Source organism: Ruegeria sp. CF4, assembly GCF_056537345.1.
In genome coordinates this window covers 1,233,481-1,249,139 of sequence record NZ_JBQFRJ010000001.1, presented here as the reverse complement: position 1 = coordinate 1,249,139, position 15,659 = coordinate 1,233,481, and the positions used below count along the sequence as shown (strand labels likewise).

The following is a 15,659-nucleotide window of genomic DNA, read 5'->3' as shown; positions in this document are numbered from 1 at the left end:
TATCTCCGCCGGAGGCACCGCGCGAGATGCGATTTCCCGATGCGGCGAAATATCGGTTTCCCTGCCGACTGAGCCTCGCTATATCAGCCGGGTTTGATATCTCAGCGCAAAAGGACCGGATATGGCCAATGTGGTTGTTGTCGGCGCCCAGTGGGGTGACGAAGGAAAAGGCAAGATCGTCGACTGGCTCAGCGAGCGGGCAGATGTGATCGCGCGTTTTCAGGGCGGGCATAATGCCGGGCATACGCTGGTTATCGATGGTGAGGTTTACAAGCTGCATGCATTGCCCTCGGGCGTGGTGCGCGGCGGCAAGCTGAGCGTGATCGGCAATGGGGTTGTACTGGACCCATGGCACCTGATGAAAGAGATCGGCACGATCCGGGAACAGGGTGTTGATATTACGCCCGAGACGCTGATGATCGCTGAGAACACACCGCTGATCCTGCCATTCCATGGCGAACTGGATCGGGCACGCGAGAATCAGAACTCGGTGGCCAAGATTGGCACAACCGGTCGCGGAATCGGACCATGTTATGAGGACAAGGTAGGGCGGCGCGTGATCCGGGTGGCTGATCTGGCGGATGATGCAACGCTGGCGCTGCGGGTGGACCGGGCTTTGGTACACCACAACGCTTTGCGCAACGGCTTGGGGCTTGAGCCAATTGACCGGGACGGGTTGATTGCGCAGCTGAAAGAGATTGCGCCGCAGATTCTGCCCTTTGCGGCACCTGTTTGGAAGGTGCTGAACGAAAAGCGCAAAGCGGGCAAGCGCATCCTGTTCGAAGGAGCGCAGGGCGCGTTGTTGGATATCGATTTCGGGACCTATCCATTTGTGACATCATCGAATGTAATCGCAGGGCAGGCTTCGACCGGTGTAGGCATTGGCCCCGGATCGATCGACTTCGTTCTGGGGATTGTCAAAGCCTATACCACGCGCGTGGGCGAGGGGCCGTTCCCGACTGAGTTGGACGATGCCGATGGGCAGCGCCTGGGTGAGCGGGGGCATGAATTCGGTACAACAACGGGTCGCAAACGGCGTTGTGGCTGGTTCGATGCCTGTTTGGTGCGTCAGACCTGTGCGACCAGCGGTGTCAACGGTATTTCGCTGACCAAATTGGATGTTCTGGATGGGTTCGAGACGCTGAAGATCTGTGTCGGATATGAACTGGATGGCGAACGCCTCGACTATCTGCCCACCGCCGCCGACCAGCAGGCGCGCTGCACGCCCATCTACGAAGAGATGCCGGGCTGGAGTGAATCCACTGAAGGCGCGCGCAGTTGGGCAGATTTGCCTGCGAACGCAATCAAATATGTGCGTCGGGTCGAGGAATTGATCGAATGCCCGGTCGCCTTGTTGTCCACAAGCCCGGAGCGGGAGGATACCATTCTGGTAACTGACCCGTTTGCGGACTGATGAGCGGGAACGAAAAGCCCGGTCTCAGCTATAAGGCGCGGCGGCGTTGGTCGATGGTGCTGCTGCTGGTCGGGCTGCCTGCTTATATTGTTGCAGTCGTGACGATTGTGAACTGGCTGGATCGCCCGCCGATCTGGCTTGAGCTTCTGGTCTATGTCGCGCTGGGCATTGTCTGGGTCTTGCCGTTCAAATTTGTCTTTCGCGGGGTGGGCAAGGAAGACCCGGATCAGGACAAACACTAATCCGGCCAGCTGAATACTGCACGGGCAAATGCATGATATTCCCCGGCAATTTCCTCTGCCATGCTAAATGGCGTGGGCCAGGGCGGTGTGAGAGTTGCTGCAACTTCCCCGGTCATCAAGTTGAGATCAGCGCTGTGTTTGCTGGCCAGGTGGCGCATCCTCTGGTTAGTCGCGAGGCAGAGCATATGTACCTCTCGTACCCCGCGGTTGCGCGCGCTCGCGATAAGACGCGAGAGAAGAGCGTCACCGATACCACGATCCTGCCATGGGGCTTCGACGGTGAAGGCTGCCTCGGCAGTGCGGGGAAGGCTGTCTCGCACCGGGCGGAGTTCGGCCATTCCACGTAGGCAGCTGTCGGGGAAGGCCCCAAAGACCAAGGATGCATCGTCGAACAGGGCCGAGGCATAACGATCCAGAAAGACGTTAGGCACAACAGCGCCAAAACGTGATCGCAAAGCCTCGGGTTCGAGGTTCTGCAGATGGGCTGTAACAAGGGGTTTGTCGAAGACGCGCAAACGTCGGATTGCAAGATCGTACATACGAGATACCTCAGGTCGGAAACTTGGGCACTTAAGATCACAGAGTCGGGTTCAGTCGATGCGGTGATCGTAGCAAATTTCTGCGCCGCAGCATAACCAGCAGCGCCTAGTATGCCAAAAATGAGCGGATTTGCCGCTGAGGAGCTTGATCGCGCCCATAAGGAGAGGGCCAGAGTTGCCTCCGGCCCTGTCGAGTTTCGAGGGGGTAATTTGATGCGCCGGGTTTAGCCCGCAGCGCGTTCGTCATCATCCGGGCGGAACCCGATCTGGGTCGAGGCAGCGAAACGCCCGCCACCGGCCTTTTCGATCTTGCCGTCGCGCAGAAGTTGCCCGAAGGAGCGCAGGCTTTCTTCACGATTGAATGCTTCCTGCTTCAGCGAACGCACCTTGTTCATCAGTTGCGGGCGCGAGAACTGTTCCTGGCCTTCGATGAACGAGAGGTAAGCAGCGGCAGCCTCCAACAGATCAGGAAGCGATTGTGCGCCCTGTTCTTGCGCAAAAGTGGCGAACCCGCCTTCCTCATCCGCGGCACTGTCATCCAACGAGGTCACGCGGCGCGGCATGACAGGGCCGGTGTCGGCCTCATCGGTATCAATGCGCTGTTCTGCGACCAGTTTCAGCGGTGCTGCGATTTCCGCGGCGGGGCGTTCGCTGGTCACTTCGACCTCGGGGCGGCGGGGGCTGACGACAGACGCCAGATCACCGCGATAATCGTCCTCGCGTTCGCCAGCGGAGTCTTTGCCTTCGGCGCGCTCGGCCTCGGTTGCGGCGACGGCGGTACGCAAGTGCGAATAAGTTTCACGCTGATCATTGGTGGATGGATCATCCAACTGTTCGTCAGCCTTGTCCATCAGGCGTGAGACGTCTTCGTCCAGCCCGGACATTTCCGCCCGTTCAGGTGAGATCTTTGTTTCCAGCTCGGATTCGACAAGCGCGATCTCGTCCAGCAGCAGCGCCTCATCCTCGGCCGAAATTACATCGCTGGAAATTTCGGCCAGTGCTTCGGTCGCGTCGCGATCATCGTCTTCGGCAACTGGTTCGTTCAGAATGTTGGATTGATCCTCGGTCTCAGACGCTTCATCAAGGTCCGAGAACAGAACGTCACTGTCTGTGACCTCATCCTGCTGCGCAACTTCTTCTTCGTCCTCGGCGGGGACCAGATCAGTCGCGTCGGTCTCGTCCTGTTCGTCGGCGTTTGACATGGTGTCAGTCAACTCGTCAACGAAGCCCTCAACGTCATCCGTCGATGCGACGGGTTCGGGAAGATCTTCGGCCTGATCTTCCACTGGCATGGGGGCGGGTGCCGGTTCTTCGATCGAGTCTTCCAGGTCTGAAGGGCTGAGCGCACCTGCTGCGAAGGCTGCCGAGATCGCGTCGACCTTGGGCTTCGCCGGTTGGAGATAGCTCGTATCCTCATCCTCGGAATATGTGGTGGGGGTTTGGTCGGAATGCGAAACCACCGCCCGAATGCGTTGCAATTTGGCCGCGATGCTGTCCTCGGCAGGCTCATCGGATTGTGCCTGAGGCGTTGAGGGGGCGGCGCTGGACAAAGGCTGAACGGGCTCGGGTGCAGGTGTAGGTGCGATCGCAGCGGGGGTCGGTGCCGCAGGGGCTGATGTCTCGGTAGCCCGCAGGAGCAGACCGGTGTCGTTCTGACTGGCTTCCACTTTACGTGCGACATCGCGCTGAGCGATGCGGGTCAGCATCTCGGCGTCGGGCTGAGGCGGTTCCGATCCAAAATAACGGTCGTCCGCTGCGAGATCCCGGAAATATTCGGCAATGGCTTTCATCGTTTCGAATGAATCGTCGAAGCCTTCCAAAGTGCACGAGAAGGTTCCGTAAGAAACGGTTAACACCTTGTTGTTCTGTACCATCAGACGCACGTCCTCTACAAACTACCAGGTCACATTGCCAAACACATATCTCGGCAATCGACTTCAAACTGTAGCCATGAGTCTATCATTTTGTGGTCTCATTATGTCCAAAACCGGGAAATATGGTCAATCTTGCGAAAAATGAGTCAATTGTTCGGTCTGAAGGGCCAATTGGGCTGTTTGGAGGGGGTGAAATCGGCCCCGGTGATGTGAATCTGGTGCTGAATCGCGTTGATTCTGCGGTCGCGGCGGATGGCGGGGCCGCTGCGCTGATTGATTCGGGGCGCATACCCGATGCGGTGATCGGTGATTTTGACTCGCTTGAAGCCGCCTATCGCGCCCGGATTCCTGAGGATCGGTTGTTTCCGATTCGAGAACAGGACAGCACGGATTTCGACAAGGCACTGCGCAGTGTTCAGGCACCACTGGTGTTGGCGGCAGGGTTCCTTGGCGGGCGCGTGGATCATCAGTTAGCAGTGTTCAACAGCCTTGTGCGCTGGCCCGATCGTGCCTGTCTTCTGCTGGGTGCGCATGAGATCGTGTTTCATGTGCCTCCACGGATCACGCTAGACCTTGTCGCAGGCTCAACTGTGTCATTGTTTCCATTTCGGCGTGTAATCGGGCGGAGCCAAGGATTGGAATGGCCGATTGGCGATATTGTGCTGGAACCGGACGGACGGATCGGGACGTCAAACCGCGCTGTTGGAGAATTGACGCTTGAACTGGATCAGCCTGGGTTGCTGATGATGGTGCCGCGCGAGGCGCTGGATCAGGTCATGCGGGCGTTTCTGTCGGGCCAGACCGGGCGTTGGCCCGCTCGTGCAGAATGACGTAAAGCCCTGCGGCAATCGTGATCAGGATGCCGATGGCGGCTATGCCGTTGGGAAGATCATGGAAGATCATCCAGCCGATCACAGTTGCGACCGGGATTTCGAGATATTGCATGGGTGCCAGAGTTGCCGACGGCGCATAGCGTAGCGACCATGTCATCAACAGATGCGCAACGGTGCCAAGCGCTCCGATCGCGAAGAGCAGCCAGAGTGTTTCTCTGTCTGGCATAACGAATGATAGCTGATCGATGCCAGCGCTTGATCCGAGCAGCAGGGTCGGTAGCAGGATTACTGTCGCCATTGCGCCTGACACCGCTTGCAGCGAGACCGGATCGGTCTCTTTTGCGATCTGTCGTGTCACCAACATGAACAGTGCGAATACTACCGCGACGATCAGAGGGAGAAGGGCGGGGGCACCGACCTCGGCAAAGCTGGGCTGGATCACCAGCAACGTGCCGATGAACCCGACGACACAGGCGATCAGACGTCGGGGTCCAACCTGTTCGCCCAGAACGAACCTGCCGAGCAACAGCATTATGAAGGGCATGACAAACGCGATGGCCACCGCGTCGGCCAGCGGCAGGTACAGCAATGCGCTGAACATGGCCGAGATACCGGCGATATGCAGCAGGGTCCGGATTACGGTCAGCCGCAGAACCCGCCCGTGCATCCGCCATGAGCGGTTGGTTGCGGCAATCAGCGGGGCCAGAATCATGACCTGAACCGCGAAGCGCACCAGAACCAACAGGCCGATTGGCGTGATTTCTCCCAGCACTTTCGCCATGGCATCGCCCAGCGGGGCGAGCACGCAAAAACCGAGCATCAAAACGATGCCGAATACGGGGCGATCCTGAGTCATGGCGCGACGCTAGCGGTTTCGCTCCGCGCTGGGAAGCTCTGTCATCACGCCTTGGCCAGCGGCTGGGCTTTGGTGTAGTCCGGGCCGATGCAGGTGGGCAGTCCGTCGCCCAGGTGCAGCCACCGCAGCTTCTCCTCATGCGCAACATGCAGGGTGGGTTCCAAGGTTTCAGGATTCTCGAGCGTCGCAACATAGAGATGCAGTACATCCGACATCTTTGTTGACCGAAACGAGATCGGAGTGCCGCAATGGGGGCAGAAGCTACGCTCGACCCCAGGGGAGGAATGGAAGCGCTTAGGCTCCTCACCAGTCCAGCGCCACTGGCCGGCGCGCACCCCGAAATAGGTGGTCATCGGGGCGGCACACTGACGCCGGCAACTGTCGCAGTGGCAGGTGACGCAGGACAGAACCGGAGGATCGACTTCGAAACCGATCCTGCCACATAAGCAGTGTCCGCGCATCTTGATCGCCTCCTGTATCGGTTCAGCAGTTCGGCACGTTGACGGCGAGCCCTCCTAGTGAGGTCTCTTTGTATTTGGCGTGCATGTCATGTCCGGTTTGGCGCATGGTTTCGATCGCGGCATCCAGCGGCATGAAATGCTTGCCGTCGCCGCGCAGTGCAAGCGAGGCCGCTGAGACCGCCTTGATCGCACCCAGCCCGTTGCGCTCGATACATGGCACCTGCACCAGACCGGCAACAGGGTCGCAGGTCATGCCCAGATGATGTTCCAGCGCAATCTCGGCGGCATTTTCCACCTGTTCAGGCGTGCCACCCATGACAGCACAAAGACCTGCCGCCGCCATTGCCGATGCACTTCCAACCTCTGCCTGGCAGCCCGCTTCAGCACCCGAGATCGAGGCATTGTATTTTACCAACCCGCCAATGGCGGCGGCAGTCAGAAGGAAATCTTCGATATGGCTTTCCGAGGCACCCGGAACGTGATCAAGGTAGTAGCGCAACACCGAAGGCAACACACCGGCCGCGCCGTTGGTGGGCGCAGTGACGACCTGACCGCCGGCGGCGTTTTCCTCGTTCACGGCCATGGCGTAAACGCTCATCCAGTCATTGATTGTGTGCGGAGCATTCAGGTTCATGCCGCGTTCAGCCACCAGCGCATCGTGGATGCCCTTGGCGCGCCGACGCACATTCAGACCACCGGGCAGGACACCATCCGTGGTCAGTCCACGCTCGATACAGTCATTCATCACCTGCCACAGCCGGGCAGAGCCCTTGGCAAAGCTTTCGGGGCAACCACGCGCGATTTCGTTTTCGCGTTTCATCTGAGCAACCGATTTGCCGGTGTCCTTTGCCATCTGCAACATTTCAGCGGCGCTTTTGAACGGGAAGGGAACGGGCGCGCCTTCTTCGGTATCCTTGCCTTCAGCCAGTTCTTCTTCGGTCAGGACGAAACCGCCGCCCACCGAGTAATAAACCTGCCGCAAGATAACGTCATCCTGCGCATCGGTGGCCATCAGGATCATGCCGTTGGCATGGCCGGGAAGATTGTGTTCGAAATCGAAGACCAGATCGGTCTTGGGGTTGAACTTGAGTGTCGGCAGCCCTTCGGGCGCGACAGTGTGGGTCTCATTGATCTGGGCCAGTGCGGCCTCGGCCTTGTCGTTGTCATACGTGTCGAGCACGAATCCTGCCAAGCCGAGAATCGTGGCGCGATCAGTCGCATGGCCGACGCCGGTAAACGCCAGTGATCCATGCAGCGACCCGCGCAGGCCCGAGAATTCAAACGGAGATGCGCGCATCAGGTCCAGAAACCGTGCGGCGGCGACCATCGGTCCCATGGTGTGTGAAGAGGACGGGCCGATGCCCACTTTGAACATATCGAAGACAGAAAGAAACATATCAGATAGCTGAGCCTTCTGGCGGGTTGGCATAGATAGGTGAGGTGAAGGGCGTAGCTCCCAGCCCCTCGGCGGTGTTGGCTGCGCGTGTAGCTGGTCGCAACTCCAACTGCATCAGGATTTTTTGCAGATAAGGTGTATCGGCCAGCTGATACCAGCTGCGATCGGCCTGTGTGGGATAAAGTGCCATCCAGCGCATCATGCAAGCCACATAATAGCTGAGAACCGAGGGGTGGTCGGCGCGAAACCATTGGGGCGCGTTCTGGGCGAGCGTATCCAGTAGCTTCAGGTGTTGAAGCAGCCTGGGGCGGATGCCCTCACGCAGTGTGTTGGCATGCGCGGCAGCAATGTACTTTTCGGCGTAGAACAGGATGCGCAGGTCGGCATGCACCGTGTTGGAGGCGAAGAACAGCCATTTCAGAAAGGCCGCGCGCTCCGGGCTGTTTGGTCCTGGTGCCATTTTGCCATGGGTGTCAGCCAGCCACAGCAGAATTGCTGCGGTCTCAAAGATCGGTCCTTGTGGCGTGTTCAGTACCGGTATCAGCCCGTTTGGGTTCAGCGCGCGATAGGCCGCGCTATCCTGTTCGTTCTGGGTGCGGTCGACCAGAACGGTGTGATAGGGCAACCCCATCTCTTCCAGCGTCAGCCGGATCACCAGCGAAGCATTGTCAGGGGCGTAATGCAGACGGTACGGCGTTTCCATGGCATCTATCTATGTCGCAAGTCGATCCTACACAGACCTGATTGCGACCTTTCCTATTAGAAAGGCGTATTTCAGCGGCATGTTAGCACAGTTGCAGGGCGATTTGCCTCTCGCAGTCGATAGGGGCATTCCGTATAAGGCGAACAGAAGGCTTAGGGGATGAAGTTATGAGCAAGGATTTGTCGCCGATCGACAAAGCTAAATATGTTGCGGCCTATCGTGCGGCAGATCTGGTTGAAGACGGTATGCGCGTGGGGCTCGGCACCGGATCGACAGCTGCCTGGTTGGTCCGTCGCCTGGGTGAACGCGTACGAGACGAAGGGCTTAAGATCAAGGGGGTTCCCACATCAACCGCAACGGCACAGTTGGCGCTTGAGGTGGGGATCGAAGTCGTCTCGCTGGATCAGGCCGGGTGGCTGGATCTGACCATCGATGGCGCGGATGAGTTCGATAATGAGTTCAACCTGATCAAGGGCGGCGGTGCCGCGCTGTTACAGGAAAAGATCGTGGCGACGGCCAGCGATCAGATGGTGGTGATCGCCGACGCGGGCAAAGAGGTCGAAACGCTGGGTGCGTTCCCCTTGCCGGTCGAGGTGATCCCGTTTGGCTGGCAGACCACCCGCACCCTGATCGAAGAGGCGCTGGACACGATGGATGTGCTGGGCACGTCGGTTACCCTGCGCATGAATGGCGAAGCACCGAAGATCACGGATGAGGGCAACCACATTCTGGACTTGCATTTGAAACGCATCGGCAATGCGCGGCAACTGGCGCTTGTACTGAACCAGATCCCCGGCGTGGTTGAGAATGGCTTGTTCATTGATATCTGCGACAAGGTCGTAGTCGGTTACGGTGATGGCCGCGTCGAGATGCGTGATATCAACGCAGGCACTGTTCAGACTGACATGCTGGGTGAGAATGGGGATAATCTGTTCTCGGATCTGGCGGATTGAGTGCTGGATGTCGATTTGGTGGACACTGAAATAAAACCAGAGTTTCAGCTGCCAAGGGGTTGGCAGCCCGGAATTCAGGCCCAGATAACCAATGCATTTTGGCCAAGCGGAATAAAAAAGGAACGCACCCATGAGCTTTGACTATGATCTGTTCGTCATCGGAGGCGGCTCGGGCGGGGTTCGCGCGGCGCGTGTGGCGGCGGGTGAAAACGGGGCCAAGGTGGCGCTGGCGGAAGAGGATCGGTATGGCGGGACCTGCGTTATCCGGGGCTGTGTACCCAAGAAGCTGATGGTGTTTGCCAGCGAGTATTCCGGGATGGTCGGCGATGCGCAGGAATACGGTTGGGATATTCAGTCAGGCGCGTTCAACTGGGACACGTTCCACGGCAAACTGGTTGCCGAACTGGACCGGCTGGAAGGCATCTATCGTAACATCCTGAAAAACAACGGCGTCGAAAGCTTCGACCAGCGCGCGCGCGTGGTTGATCCCCATACGGTCGAACTGGCCGATGGAACCCGCAAGACGGCCAAACATATTCTGATCGCTACAGGTGGTCGCCCAGTTGTGCCCGAGTTTCCCGGATCGGAACTGGCCATCACGTCGAACGAGATTTTCCACCTGGAGAAATTGCCCGAGAGCATTCTCATCGTTGGCGGAGGCTATATCGCCAGTGAATTTGCCGGGATCATGAATGGGCTTGGGGTCAAGACGACTCAGTTCTATCGCGGCGCGCAGATTTTGCGCGGCTTTGATGAGGAGGCGCGCGGCCTGATCTGCGAAGAGATGCGGCAGAATGGTATCGACGTTCGCCTGGGCACCAACGTGCTTGAGATGGCCAAGGATGGTGACAAGATCCGTGTCAAAGCAACCGATGGTACTCAGGACCAATTCGACGTGGTGATGTATGCCACGGGTCGTGCACCGAATGCGGATGATCTGGGGCTGGAAGCGCTGGGCGTCGAACGTGGCCGCAAAGGTGAGATCATCGTGGATGAGTACAGCCAGACCGGCGTGCCTTCGATCTACGCCATCGGCGATGTCACGGATCGGGTCAACCTGACTCCGGTCGCAATCCGCGAAGGTATGGCGTTTGTGGAAACGGTGTTCAAAGGCAATCCAACCCCGGTTGATCACGAGCTAATACCCACTGCCATCTTCACACAGCCTGAATTCGGCACCGTGGGCTTGAGCGAGGAAGAGGCAGCGTCGCAAGAGCCGGTTGAGATTTACGCCACCTCGTTCAAGCCGATGCAAAAGGCGTTTGCCGGCGGTACACAGCGGGTTCTGATGAAGCTGATCGTGTCTCAGGCAACGCGTAAGGTGCTGGGATGCCACATTGTTGCACCCGGCGCGGGCGAGATGATTCAGCTGGCAGGTATCGCCGTAAAGATGGGCGCAACCAAGGAAGATTTCGACCGCACGGTCGCCGTTCACCCGGTCATGGCCGAGGAATTGGTGACAATGCGGCAACCTGTGCGCACGGCTTGATTTGCAACCGGGCGCACACAAGTTACAAGGGAACCCGTGATCACACGGTCCTACACGGTCTAAACAAGGGAAAAGACACATATGGCGGGCAACAGCGGTGGCCCCTGGGGGGGCGGAGGCTCTTCCGGCGGCGGAGGAAATCGGGGTAACAACGGGGACGGGCGCAAGCCCCCCGAAGGCGACGGCCCGCAGATCCCCGAGATCGATGAGCTGATGAAGAAGGGTCAAGAGCAGCTGCGCGTTCTGATGGGCGGTCGTGGCGGCGGTGGCCGTGGTACGAACGGCTCAGGCGGCGGTGGTCCGGCGTTTACTAAGGGCACCGTTGCGATTGGTCTTGTGGCAGCTGCGGTCTTGTGGGGGCTGGCAAGCTTCTACACCGTCAAGCCCGAAGAACAGTCGGTTGAACTGTTCCTGGGTGAGTTCTCGGCCGTTGGTAATCCCGGTCTGAACTTTGCCCCGTGGCCGTTTGTGACTGCCGAGGTTATCCCGGTCACCCGCGAACAGAACGAAGACATGGGCGGCGCGCGTGGCAGCGACGATGGTCTGATGCTGACCGGTGACGAGAATGTGGTCGATATCGACTATCAGGTCGTCTGGAACATCAATGACCCGGCCAAGTACCTGTTCAACCTGCGCGACCCACGTCAGACGATCCGTGCCGTGTCAGAATCGGCGATGCGCGAGATCATCGCGCAAAGCGAACTGGCCCCGATCCTGAACCGGGATCGTGGTATCATCGCCGAACGTCTGCAGGAGCTGATTCAGCAGACAATGGACAGCTACGACTCGGGCGTGAATATCGTCCGTGTGAACTTTGACAAGGCTGACCCGCCGCAGGACGTGATCGCCGCCTTCCGAGACGTTCAGGCCGCTGCGCAGGAGCGTGACCGGCTGCAGAACGTCGCTGACGCCTATGCCAACCGTGTGTTGGCCGAAGCGCGTGGTGAAGCGGCGCAGGTGCTGGAAGAGGCTGAGGCCTATCGCGCCCAGCAGATCAACAGCGCGCAGGGTGAGGCCAGCCGCTTCAGCGCGGTTCTCGAGGAATATTCCAAAGCGCCGGATGTGACCCGCAAACGTCTGTATCTGGAGCGGATGGAGCAGGTTCTGGGTGATGTGGACAAGATCATTCTGGATGAAAACTCGACCGGATCAGGGCAGGGCGTCGTGCCATATCTGCCACTGAACGAACTGCGCCGTAGCCAGACCGAAGGGAACAACTGATGCGTAAAGCAACATTCATTCTGCCGGTCATCGTGATTGCGGTTGTCGGTGTACTGTCCTCGATCTTTATCGTGGATGAACGCGAGCGCGCGCTTGTTCTGCAATTCGGACGCGTTGTAGCAGTCAAGGAAGAGCCCGGCTTGGCATTCAAAATTCCACTGATTCAGGAAGTCGTGCGCTACGATGACCGAATTCTGTCGATCGACGTGCAGCCGCTGGAAGTGACGCCTCTGGATGATCGCCGCCTTGTGGTCGATGCCTTCGCGCGCTACCGGATTTCCGATCTGGAACAGTTCCGTCAGGCCGTTGGTGTCGGCGGTATCCCGGTGGCCGAGGATCGTCTGGATCGCATCCTGCGCGCTGAAACGCGTGAGGTTCTGGGTTCGGTCTCGTCCCGCGACATCCTGAGTTCGGATCGTGCCGCTCTGATGCTGCGCATCCGCAACAGCGCTATCGCCGAGGCACGCGCGCTGGGGGTCAGCGTGATCGATGTACGTCTGAAAGCGACCGACCTGCCGCAGGCCAACCTTGAGGCGACCTTTGACCGGATGAAGGCCGAGCGGGAACGTGAAGCAACCGACGAACGTGCCCGCGGTAACGAGGCTGCTCAGCGTGTCCGTGCGCAGGCCGACCGGACCGTGGTCGAACTGGTATCGGACGCCAACCGCGAGGCCGAGATCATTCGCGGTGAGGCTGACGCCGAACGCAACGCGATCTTTGCCGAAGCCTATGGGGCAGACCCGGAGTTCTTTGAATTTTACCGCTCGCTGACCGCCTATGAGAATGCTCTGCAAGGGAGCAACAGCTCATTGATCCTGAGCCCGGATTCCGAGTTCTTCAATTACCTTGCCTCGCCGACTGGTCGGCGGGCGCCAGCGGCTGCGGCTTCTGAGTAATGGGTATGATCCTTCTGGCCTTCGGGCTGGTACTGATTGTCGAGGGGCTGGCCTATGCGCTGGCCCCTTCGCTTATTGAACGCATGTTAGAGGCATTACGAGCACTGCCAGAACAGGCGCGACGCTTAATGGGGCTGCTGTGCGTAGTCAGTGGCGTTATCCTGCTCTGGGGAGCCTATCAGGTTGGCTTTTGATACAAGGTTCTCACTTGCCGGTGATTTCCCCGCGATCCCGAGTTGCGGGCTTGGCCAAACTGACTACATTGGTTGCTAAGAGGGGACCTCAAGCTAGGTCCCGCTGAAGAACGATCGACAAGGAGAACCCCAAGTGCAGGCGAAAGCGCGCAGTGTGTCCGTCCGGCGGGACGATGTTGGTGTGATGGTACGGCTGATGTGGCTGGCCTTCATGGGGATGGTGCTGGTTCTGGCGCAGACATTGGCCGCGCAGGCCCGTGACAGCCTTGCGCCGCTGGCCGAAAAGATCAGCCCGGCGGTGGTGAATATCACTACCTCGACCCTGATCGAAGGGCAGACTGGCCCGCAGGGGATCGTGCCCGAAGGCTCTCCGTTCGAAGATTTCTTCCGTGAATTCCAGGACCGCAATGGCGGCAACAGCGAAAACCGCCCGCGCCGCAGCAATGCGCTGGGGTCGGGATTTGTGATCTCGGAAGACGGTTTTATCGTCACCAACAACCACGTCATTGCCGAAGCGGATGAAATTCTGATCGAATTCTTCCCTGGCGACGGGCAGCCGGTAAAGGAACTGCCTGCTAAAGTGATCGGCACTGACGAGAAAACTGATATCGCGCTGCTGAAGGTCGAAGCCGAGGGGCCGCTGCAATACGTTCAGTTCGGCAATAGCGACACCATGCGCGTCGGTGATTGGGTTATCGCGATGGGCAATCCGCTGGGGCAGGGTTTTTCGGTTTCAGCGGGGATTGTATCGGCCCGGAATCGGGCGCTGAGCGGGTCTTATGACGACTACATCCAGACGGATGCGGCGATTAACCGGGGAAATTCGGGCGGACCGTTGTTCAACATGGATGGCGAGGTGATCGGTGTGAATACCGCGATCCTGTCGCCCAATGGTGGCTCGATTGGGATCGGGTTCTCGATGGCTTCGAACGTGGTGATCAAGGTTGTCGATCAGCTGCGCGAATTCGGTGAGACGCGCCGCGGCTGGCTGGGTGTGCGCATTCAGGATGTGACCGAAGATATGGCCGAGGCAATGGGTCTTGATAAACCCGGCGGCGCGCTGATCAGTGACGTGCCCGAGGGCCCGGCGAAAGAAGCTGGTCTGCTGGCCGGAGATGTAATCATCAGCTTTGATGGCGTCGAAGTTGAAGATACGCGTGGGCTGGTGCGTCAGGTCGGTGAGACGACCGTGGGCAAATCCGTGCGCGTGGTTGTGCATCGCGACGGCGGCACGCAAACCGTTCTGGTGACCTTGGGCCGTCGTGAGGATGCTGAGCGCACAGATGAGGGTGGAGAACCTGAGGCTGAGGCACCGACCGAAGAGGACAAGGATATTCTGGGTCTGACCATCGCACCTTTGGGTGACAGCCAGCGTGAAGAGCTGGGATTGGATGCCGACGCCGAAGGGTTGCTGGTGACCAATGTCGATGATTCTTCCGAAGCTTTTGAGAAGGGGCTGCGCGCTGGTGATCTGATCACTGAAGCTGGCCAGCAGAAGGTGGTTTCGATCGCCGATCTTGAGGCGCGGATGGATGAGGCACGTGAGGCTGGTCGCAAGTCGCTGTTGCTGTTGGTGCGCCGTGGTGGAGAACCCAGATTCGTGGCGCTGAGCCTAGAACAGTAATCTCACGACTAGTCTGGAAAATGACAGGCCGGGGTCAAGACCCCGGCCTTTTTTAATACTTTGTTAAGAAAGAAGCCATATGCCGGGGAAGGCATATGGCTCTGGTACAGGGAGAGGTCGGTGGACAGATATCGGGGATGATAAAACCGACCTCCTACAGTAACAGGGTTGACCTTAGGGCAATCTTCAAGCCGCGTATGTGAAGCGGATCACATCTGTGCCAAAAAGTTAGATTAAATCGGATTCGGCCAGTTGCCGCAGCGCATCGAGATCATGAATCTGCAATCCTCCGCGTGAGGCTTCGACCACGTTGTCCCGTTTCCATGTCGAAATGGTTTTCGATACCGCCTCACGCGTGGCTCCGACAAATTCGGCCAGTTCACTTTGCGACAGGGTGATGCGCGCGGTCGGTGTGTCCTGCTGGCCGGCCAAATGCAGCAGCTTGCGCGCCAGCCGGATCGGCATTGGCAGAAAGACCTGTTCGTTCAACTGGTCACCCATCCAGCGCATGCGCACACCGGCCAAACGGATCAGGTCAACCGCCAGATCAGGGTTCTTTCGGATCTGATCCATCACATCCTTATGCCGAACCCGCAGAACTTTGGCAGGATCGGCTGCTGTAACCGTGGCGGTGCGGGGGCCGCTGTCAAAAAGCGCTATCTCGCCAAACACCTCACCCGGGCGCATCAGCCTGAGCGATAGCTTGCGCCCGCTCATGGCCAGAAAAGACACTTCGAGCGTGCCTGTGAGGATCGCATAAAGCGCCTCTCCCGGATCGCCCTGTTCGAACAGGACGTCGCCGCTGTCGAGAGTAACTTCGGAGGCCAGTGAGGCCAGCATCTTGCGCAGCTCTTCAGAAGCTTCAGAAAGAAATCCACTGTTGGGAAATGCCATCATACGGGCGCAGGTCTCCGGTGGTGAGTGGTGCGAGTTCGATCAACTTTCCACAGCTTTGCGCCTAAGC

At 58.7% G+C, this 15,659-nt stretch carries 16 protein-coding genes; 9 read left to right on the top strand and 7 right to left on the bottom strand.

Annotated features, from left to right (window positions below; translation table 11 throughout):
* The first annotated feature begins 121 nt into the window (after positions 1-121).
* Positions 122-1,414, top strand: coding sequence for an adenylosuccinate synthase (locus tag ACR0NF_RS06185; protein WP_480470183.1), 1,293 nt, complete (start codon positions 122-124; stop codon positions 1,412-1,414).
* The gene (locus ACR0NF_RS06180) at positions 1,414-1,656 is read left to right on the top strand and encodes a DUF2842 domain-containing protein (protein WP_480667114.1); all 243 of its coding nucleotides are present in this window, start codon (positions 1,414-1,416) and stop codon (positions 1,654-1,656) included. The genes ACR0NF_RS06185 and ACR0NF_RS06180 overlap by 1 nt, the downstream gene beginning before the upstream one ends.
* Here the strand turns inward: ACR0NF_RS06180 and ACR0NF_RS06175 are convergent.
* On the bottom strand, positions 1,653-2,195 hold the full coding sequence (locus ACR0NF_RS06175; protein WP_480667113.1) for a GNAT family N-acetyltransferase: 543 nt from the start codon (positions 2,193-2,195) through the stop codon (positions 1,653-1,655). The two genes, ACR0NF_RS06180 and ACR0NF_RS06175, sit on opposite strands and share 4 nt — an antisense overlap.
* 224 nt (positions 2,196-2,419) lie before the next feature.
* A complete protein-coding gene (locus tag ACR0NF_RS06170; RefSeq protein WP_480667112.1) occupies positions 2,420-4,069 on the bottom strand; it encodes a hypothetical protein in 1,650 nt (549 codons plus the stop codon).
* A 218-nt stretch (positions 4,070-4,287) separates the two neighbouring features.
* Here ACR0NF_RS06170 and ACR0NF_RS06165 point away from each other — a divergent pair, with 218 nt between their 5' ends.
* Entirely contained in the window at positions 4,288-4,899 is a 612-nt protein-coding gene (locus ACR0NF_RS06165) for a thiamine diphosphokinase (RefSeq protein ID WP_480470179.1), read from the top strand.
* On the opposite strand, the gene ACR0NF_RS06160 is transcribed toward ACR0NF_RS06165, so the two are convergent.
* The 4 genes from ACR0NF_RS06160 to ACR0NF_RS06145 are packed head-to-tail and all read right to left on the bottom strand — an operon-like array spanning position 4,844 to position 8,318.
* Positions 4,844-5,758, bottom strand: coding sequence for a DMT family transporter (locus ACR0NF_RS06160; protein WP_480667110.1), 915 nt, complete (start codon positions 5,756-5,758; stop codon positions 4,844-4,846). The genes ACR0NF_RS06165 and ACR0NF_RS06160 overlap by 56 nt on opposite strands.
* 44 nt (positions 5,759-5,802) lie before the next feature.
* Positions 5,803-6,219 carry a GFA family protein gene (locus ACR0NF_RS06155; protein WP_480470177.1) on the bottom strand — a complete coding sequence of 139 codons (417 nt, stop codon included), beginning with the start codon at positions 6,217-6,219 and terminating at the stop codon, positions 5,803-5,805.
* Positions 6,220-6,241: 22 nt separating this feature from the next.
* Entirely contained in the window at positions 6,242-7,615 is a 1,374-nt protein-coding gene (locus ACR0NF_RS06150; RefSeq protein ID WP_480777925.1) for an L-serine ammonia-lyase, read from the bottom strand.
* Between the two features lies 1 nt (position 7,616).
* Positions 7,617-8,318 carry a glutathione S-transferase family protein gene (locus ACR0NF_RS06145; RefSeq protein WP_480470175.1) on the bottom strand — a complete coding sequence of 234 codons (702 nt, stop codon included), beginning with the start codon at positions 8,316-8,318 and terminating at the stop codon, positions 7,617-7,619.
* A 167-nt stretch (positions 8,319-8,485) separates the two neighbouring features.
* On the opposite strand from ACR0NF_RS06145, the gene rpiA reads away from it, so the two are divergent.
* From rpiA to ACR0NF_RS06115, 6 genes are all read left to right on the top strand, one after another.
* On the top strand, positions 8,486-9,271 hold the full coding sequence (gene rpiA / locus ACR0NF_RS06140) for a ribose-5-phosphate isomerase RpiA (RefSeq protein ID WP_480470174.1): 786 nt from the start codon (positions 8,486-8,488) through the stop codon (positions 9,269-9,271).
* Between the two features lie 130 nt (positions 9,272-9,401).
* Entirely contained in the window at positions 9,402-10,760 is a 1,359-nt protein-coding gene (gene gor / locus ACR0NF_RS06135) for a glutathione-disulfide reductase (RefSeq protein WP_480470173.1), read from the top strand.
* Between the two features lie 81 nt (positions 10,761-10,841).
* Positions 10,842-11,981 carry an FtsH protease activity modulator HflK gene (hflK, locus tag ACR0NF_RS06130; RefSeq protein WP_480777924.1) on the top strand — a complete coding sequence of 380 codons (1,140 nt, stop codon included), beginning with the start codon at positions 10,842-10,844 and terminating at the stop codon, positions 11,979-11,981.
* Positions 11,981-12,877, top strand: a complete 897-nt coding sequence (hflC, locus tag ACR0NF_RS06125; protein ID WP_480777923.1) for a protease modulator HflC — start codon at positions 11,981-11,983, stop codon at positions 12,875-12,877. The genes hflK and hflC overlap by 1 nt, the downstream gene beginning before the upstream one ends.
* Entirely contained in the window at positions 12,877-13,071 is a 195-nt protein-coding gene (locus ACR0NF_RS06120; RefSeq protein WP_480658074.1) for a DUF2065 domain-containing protein, read from the top strand. The genes hflC and ACR0NF_RS06120 overlap by 1 nt, the downstream gene beginning before the upstream one ends.
* A 184-nt stretch (positions 13,072-13,255) precedes the next feature.
* Positions 13,256-14,695 carry a Do family serine endopeptidase gene (locus ACR0NF_RS06115; protein ID WP_480471904.1) on the top strand — a complete coding sequence of 480 codons (1,440 nt, stop codon included), beginning with the start codon at positions 13,256-13,258 and terminating at the stop codon, positions 14,693-14,695.
* Between the two features lie 228 nt (positions 14,696-14,923).
* Here ACR0NF_RS06115 and ACR0NF_RS06110 read toward each other — a convergent pair whose 3' ends face one another.
* On the bottom strand, positions 14,924-15,592 hold the full coding sequence (locus ACR0NF_RS06110) for a Crp/Fnr family transcriptional regulator (protein WP_480470169.1): 669 nt from the start codon (positions 15,590-15,592) through the stop codon (positions 14,924-14,926).
* Between the last annotated feature and the right edge of the window lie 67 nt (positions 15,593-15,659).

What these genes read in the sequence shown, in the direction of transcription:
- ACR0NF_RS06145 (WP_480470175.1), bottom strand. Translation starts at nt 8,318, where the DNA reads ATGGAAACGCCGTACCGTCTGCATTACGCCCCTGACAATGCTTCGCTG.
- ACR0NF_RS06120 (WP_480658074.1), top strand. Translation starts at nt 12,877, where the DNA reads ATGGGTATGATCCTTCTGGCCTTCGGGCTGGTACTGATTGTCGAGGGG.
- ACR0NF_RS06185 (WP_480470183.1), top strand. Translation starts at nt 122, where the DNA reads ATGGCCAATGTGGTTGTTGTCGGCGCCCAGTGGGGTGACGAAGGAAAA.
- hflC (WP_480777923.1), top strand. Translation starts at nt 11,981, where the DNA reads ATGCGTAAAGCAACATTCATTCTGCCGGTCATCGTGATTGCGGTTGTC.
- ACR0NF_RS06110 (WP_480470169.1), bottom strand. Translation starts at nt 15,592, where the DNA reads ATGATGGCATTTCCCAACAGTGGATTTCTTTCTGAAGCTTCTGAAGAG.
- ACR0NF_RS06160 (WP_480667110.1), bottom strand. Translation starts at nt 5,758, where the DNA reads ATGACTCAGGATCGCCCCGTATTCGGCATCGTTTTGATGCTCGGTTTT.
- ACR0NF_RS06150 (WP_480777925.1), bottom strand. Translation starts at nt 7,615, where the DNA reads ATGTTTCTTTCTGTCTTCGATATGTTCAAAGTGGGCATCGGCCCGTCC.
- rpiA (WP_480470174.1), top strand. Translation starts at nt 8,486, where the DNA reads ATGAGCAAGGATTTGTCGCCGATCGACAAAGCTAAATATGTTGCGGCC.
- ACR0NF_RS06155 (WP_480470177.1), bottom strand. Translation starts at nt 6,219, where the DNA reads ATGCGCGGACACTGCTTATGTGGCAGGATCGGTTTCGAAGTCGATCCT.
- ACR0NF_RS06170 (WP_480667112.1), bottom strand. Translation starts at nt 4,069, where the DNA reads ATGGTACAGAACAACAAGGTGTTAACCGTTTCTTACGGAACCTTCTCG.
- gor (WP_480470173.1), top strand. Translation starts at nt 9,402, where the DNA reads ATGAGCTTTGACTATGATCTGTTCGTCATCGGAGGCGGCTCGGGCGGG.
- ACR0NF_RS06115 (WP_480471904.1), top strand. Translation starts at nt 13,256, where the DNA reads ATGGTACGGCTGATGTGGCTGGCCTTCATGGGGATGGTGCTGGTTCTG.
- ACR0NF_RS06180 (WP_480667114.1), top strand. Translation starts at nt 1,414, where the DNA reads ATGAGCGGGAACGAAAAGCCCGGTCTCAGCTATAAGGCGCGGCGGCGT.
- hflK (WP_480777924.1), top strand. Translation starts at nt 10,842, where the DNA reads ATGGCGGGCAACAGCGGTGGCCCCTGGGGGGGCGGAGGCTCTTCCGGC.
- ACR0NF_RS06175 (WP_480667113.1), bottom strand. Translation starts at nt 2,195, where the DNA reads ATGTACGATCTTGCAATCCGACGTTTGCGCGTCTTCGACAAACCCCTT.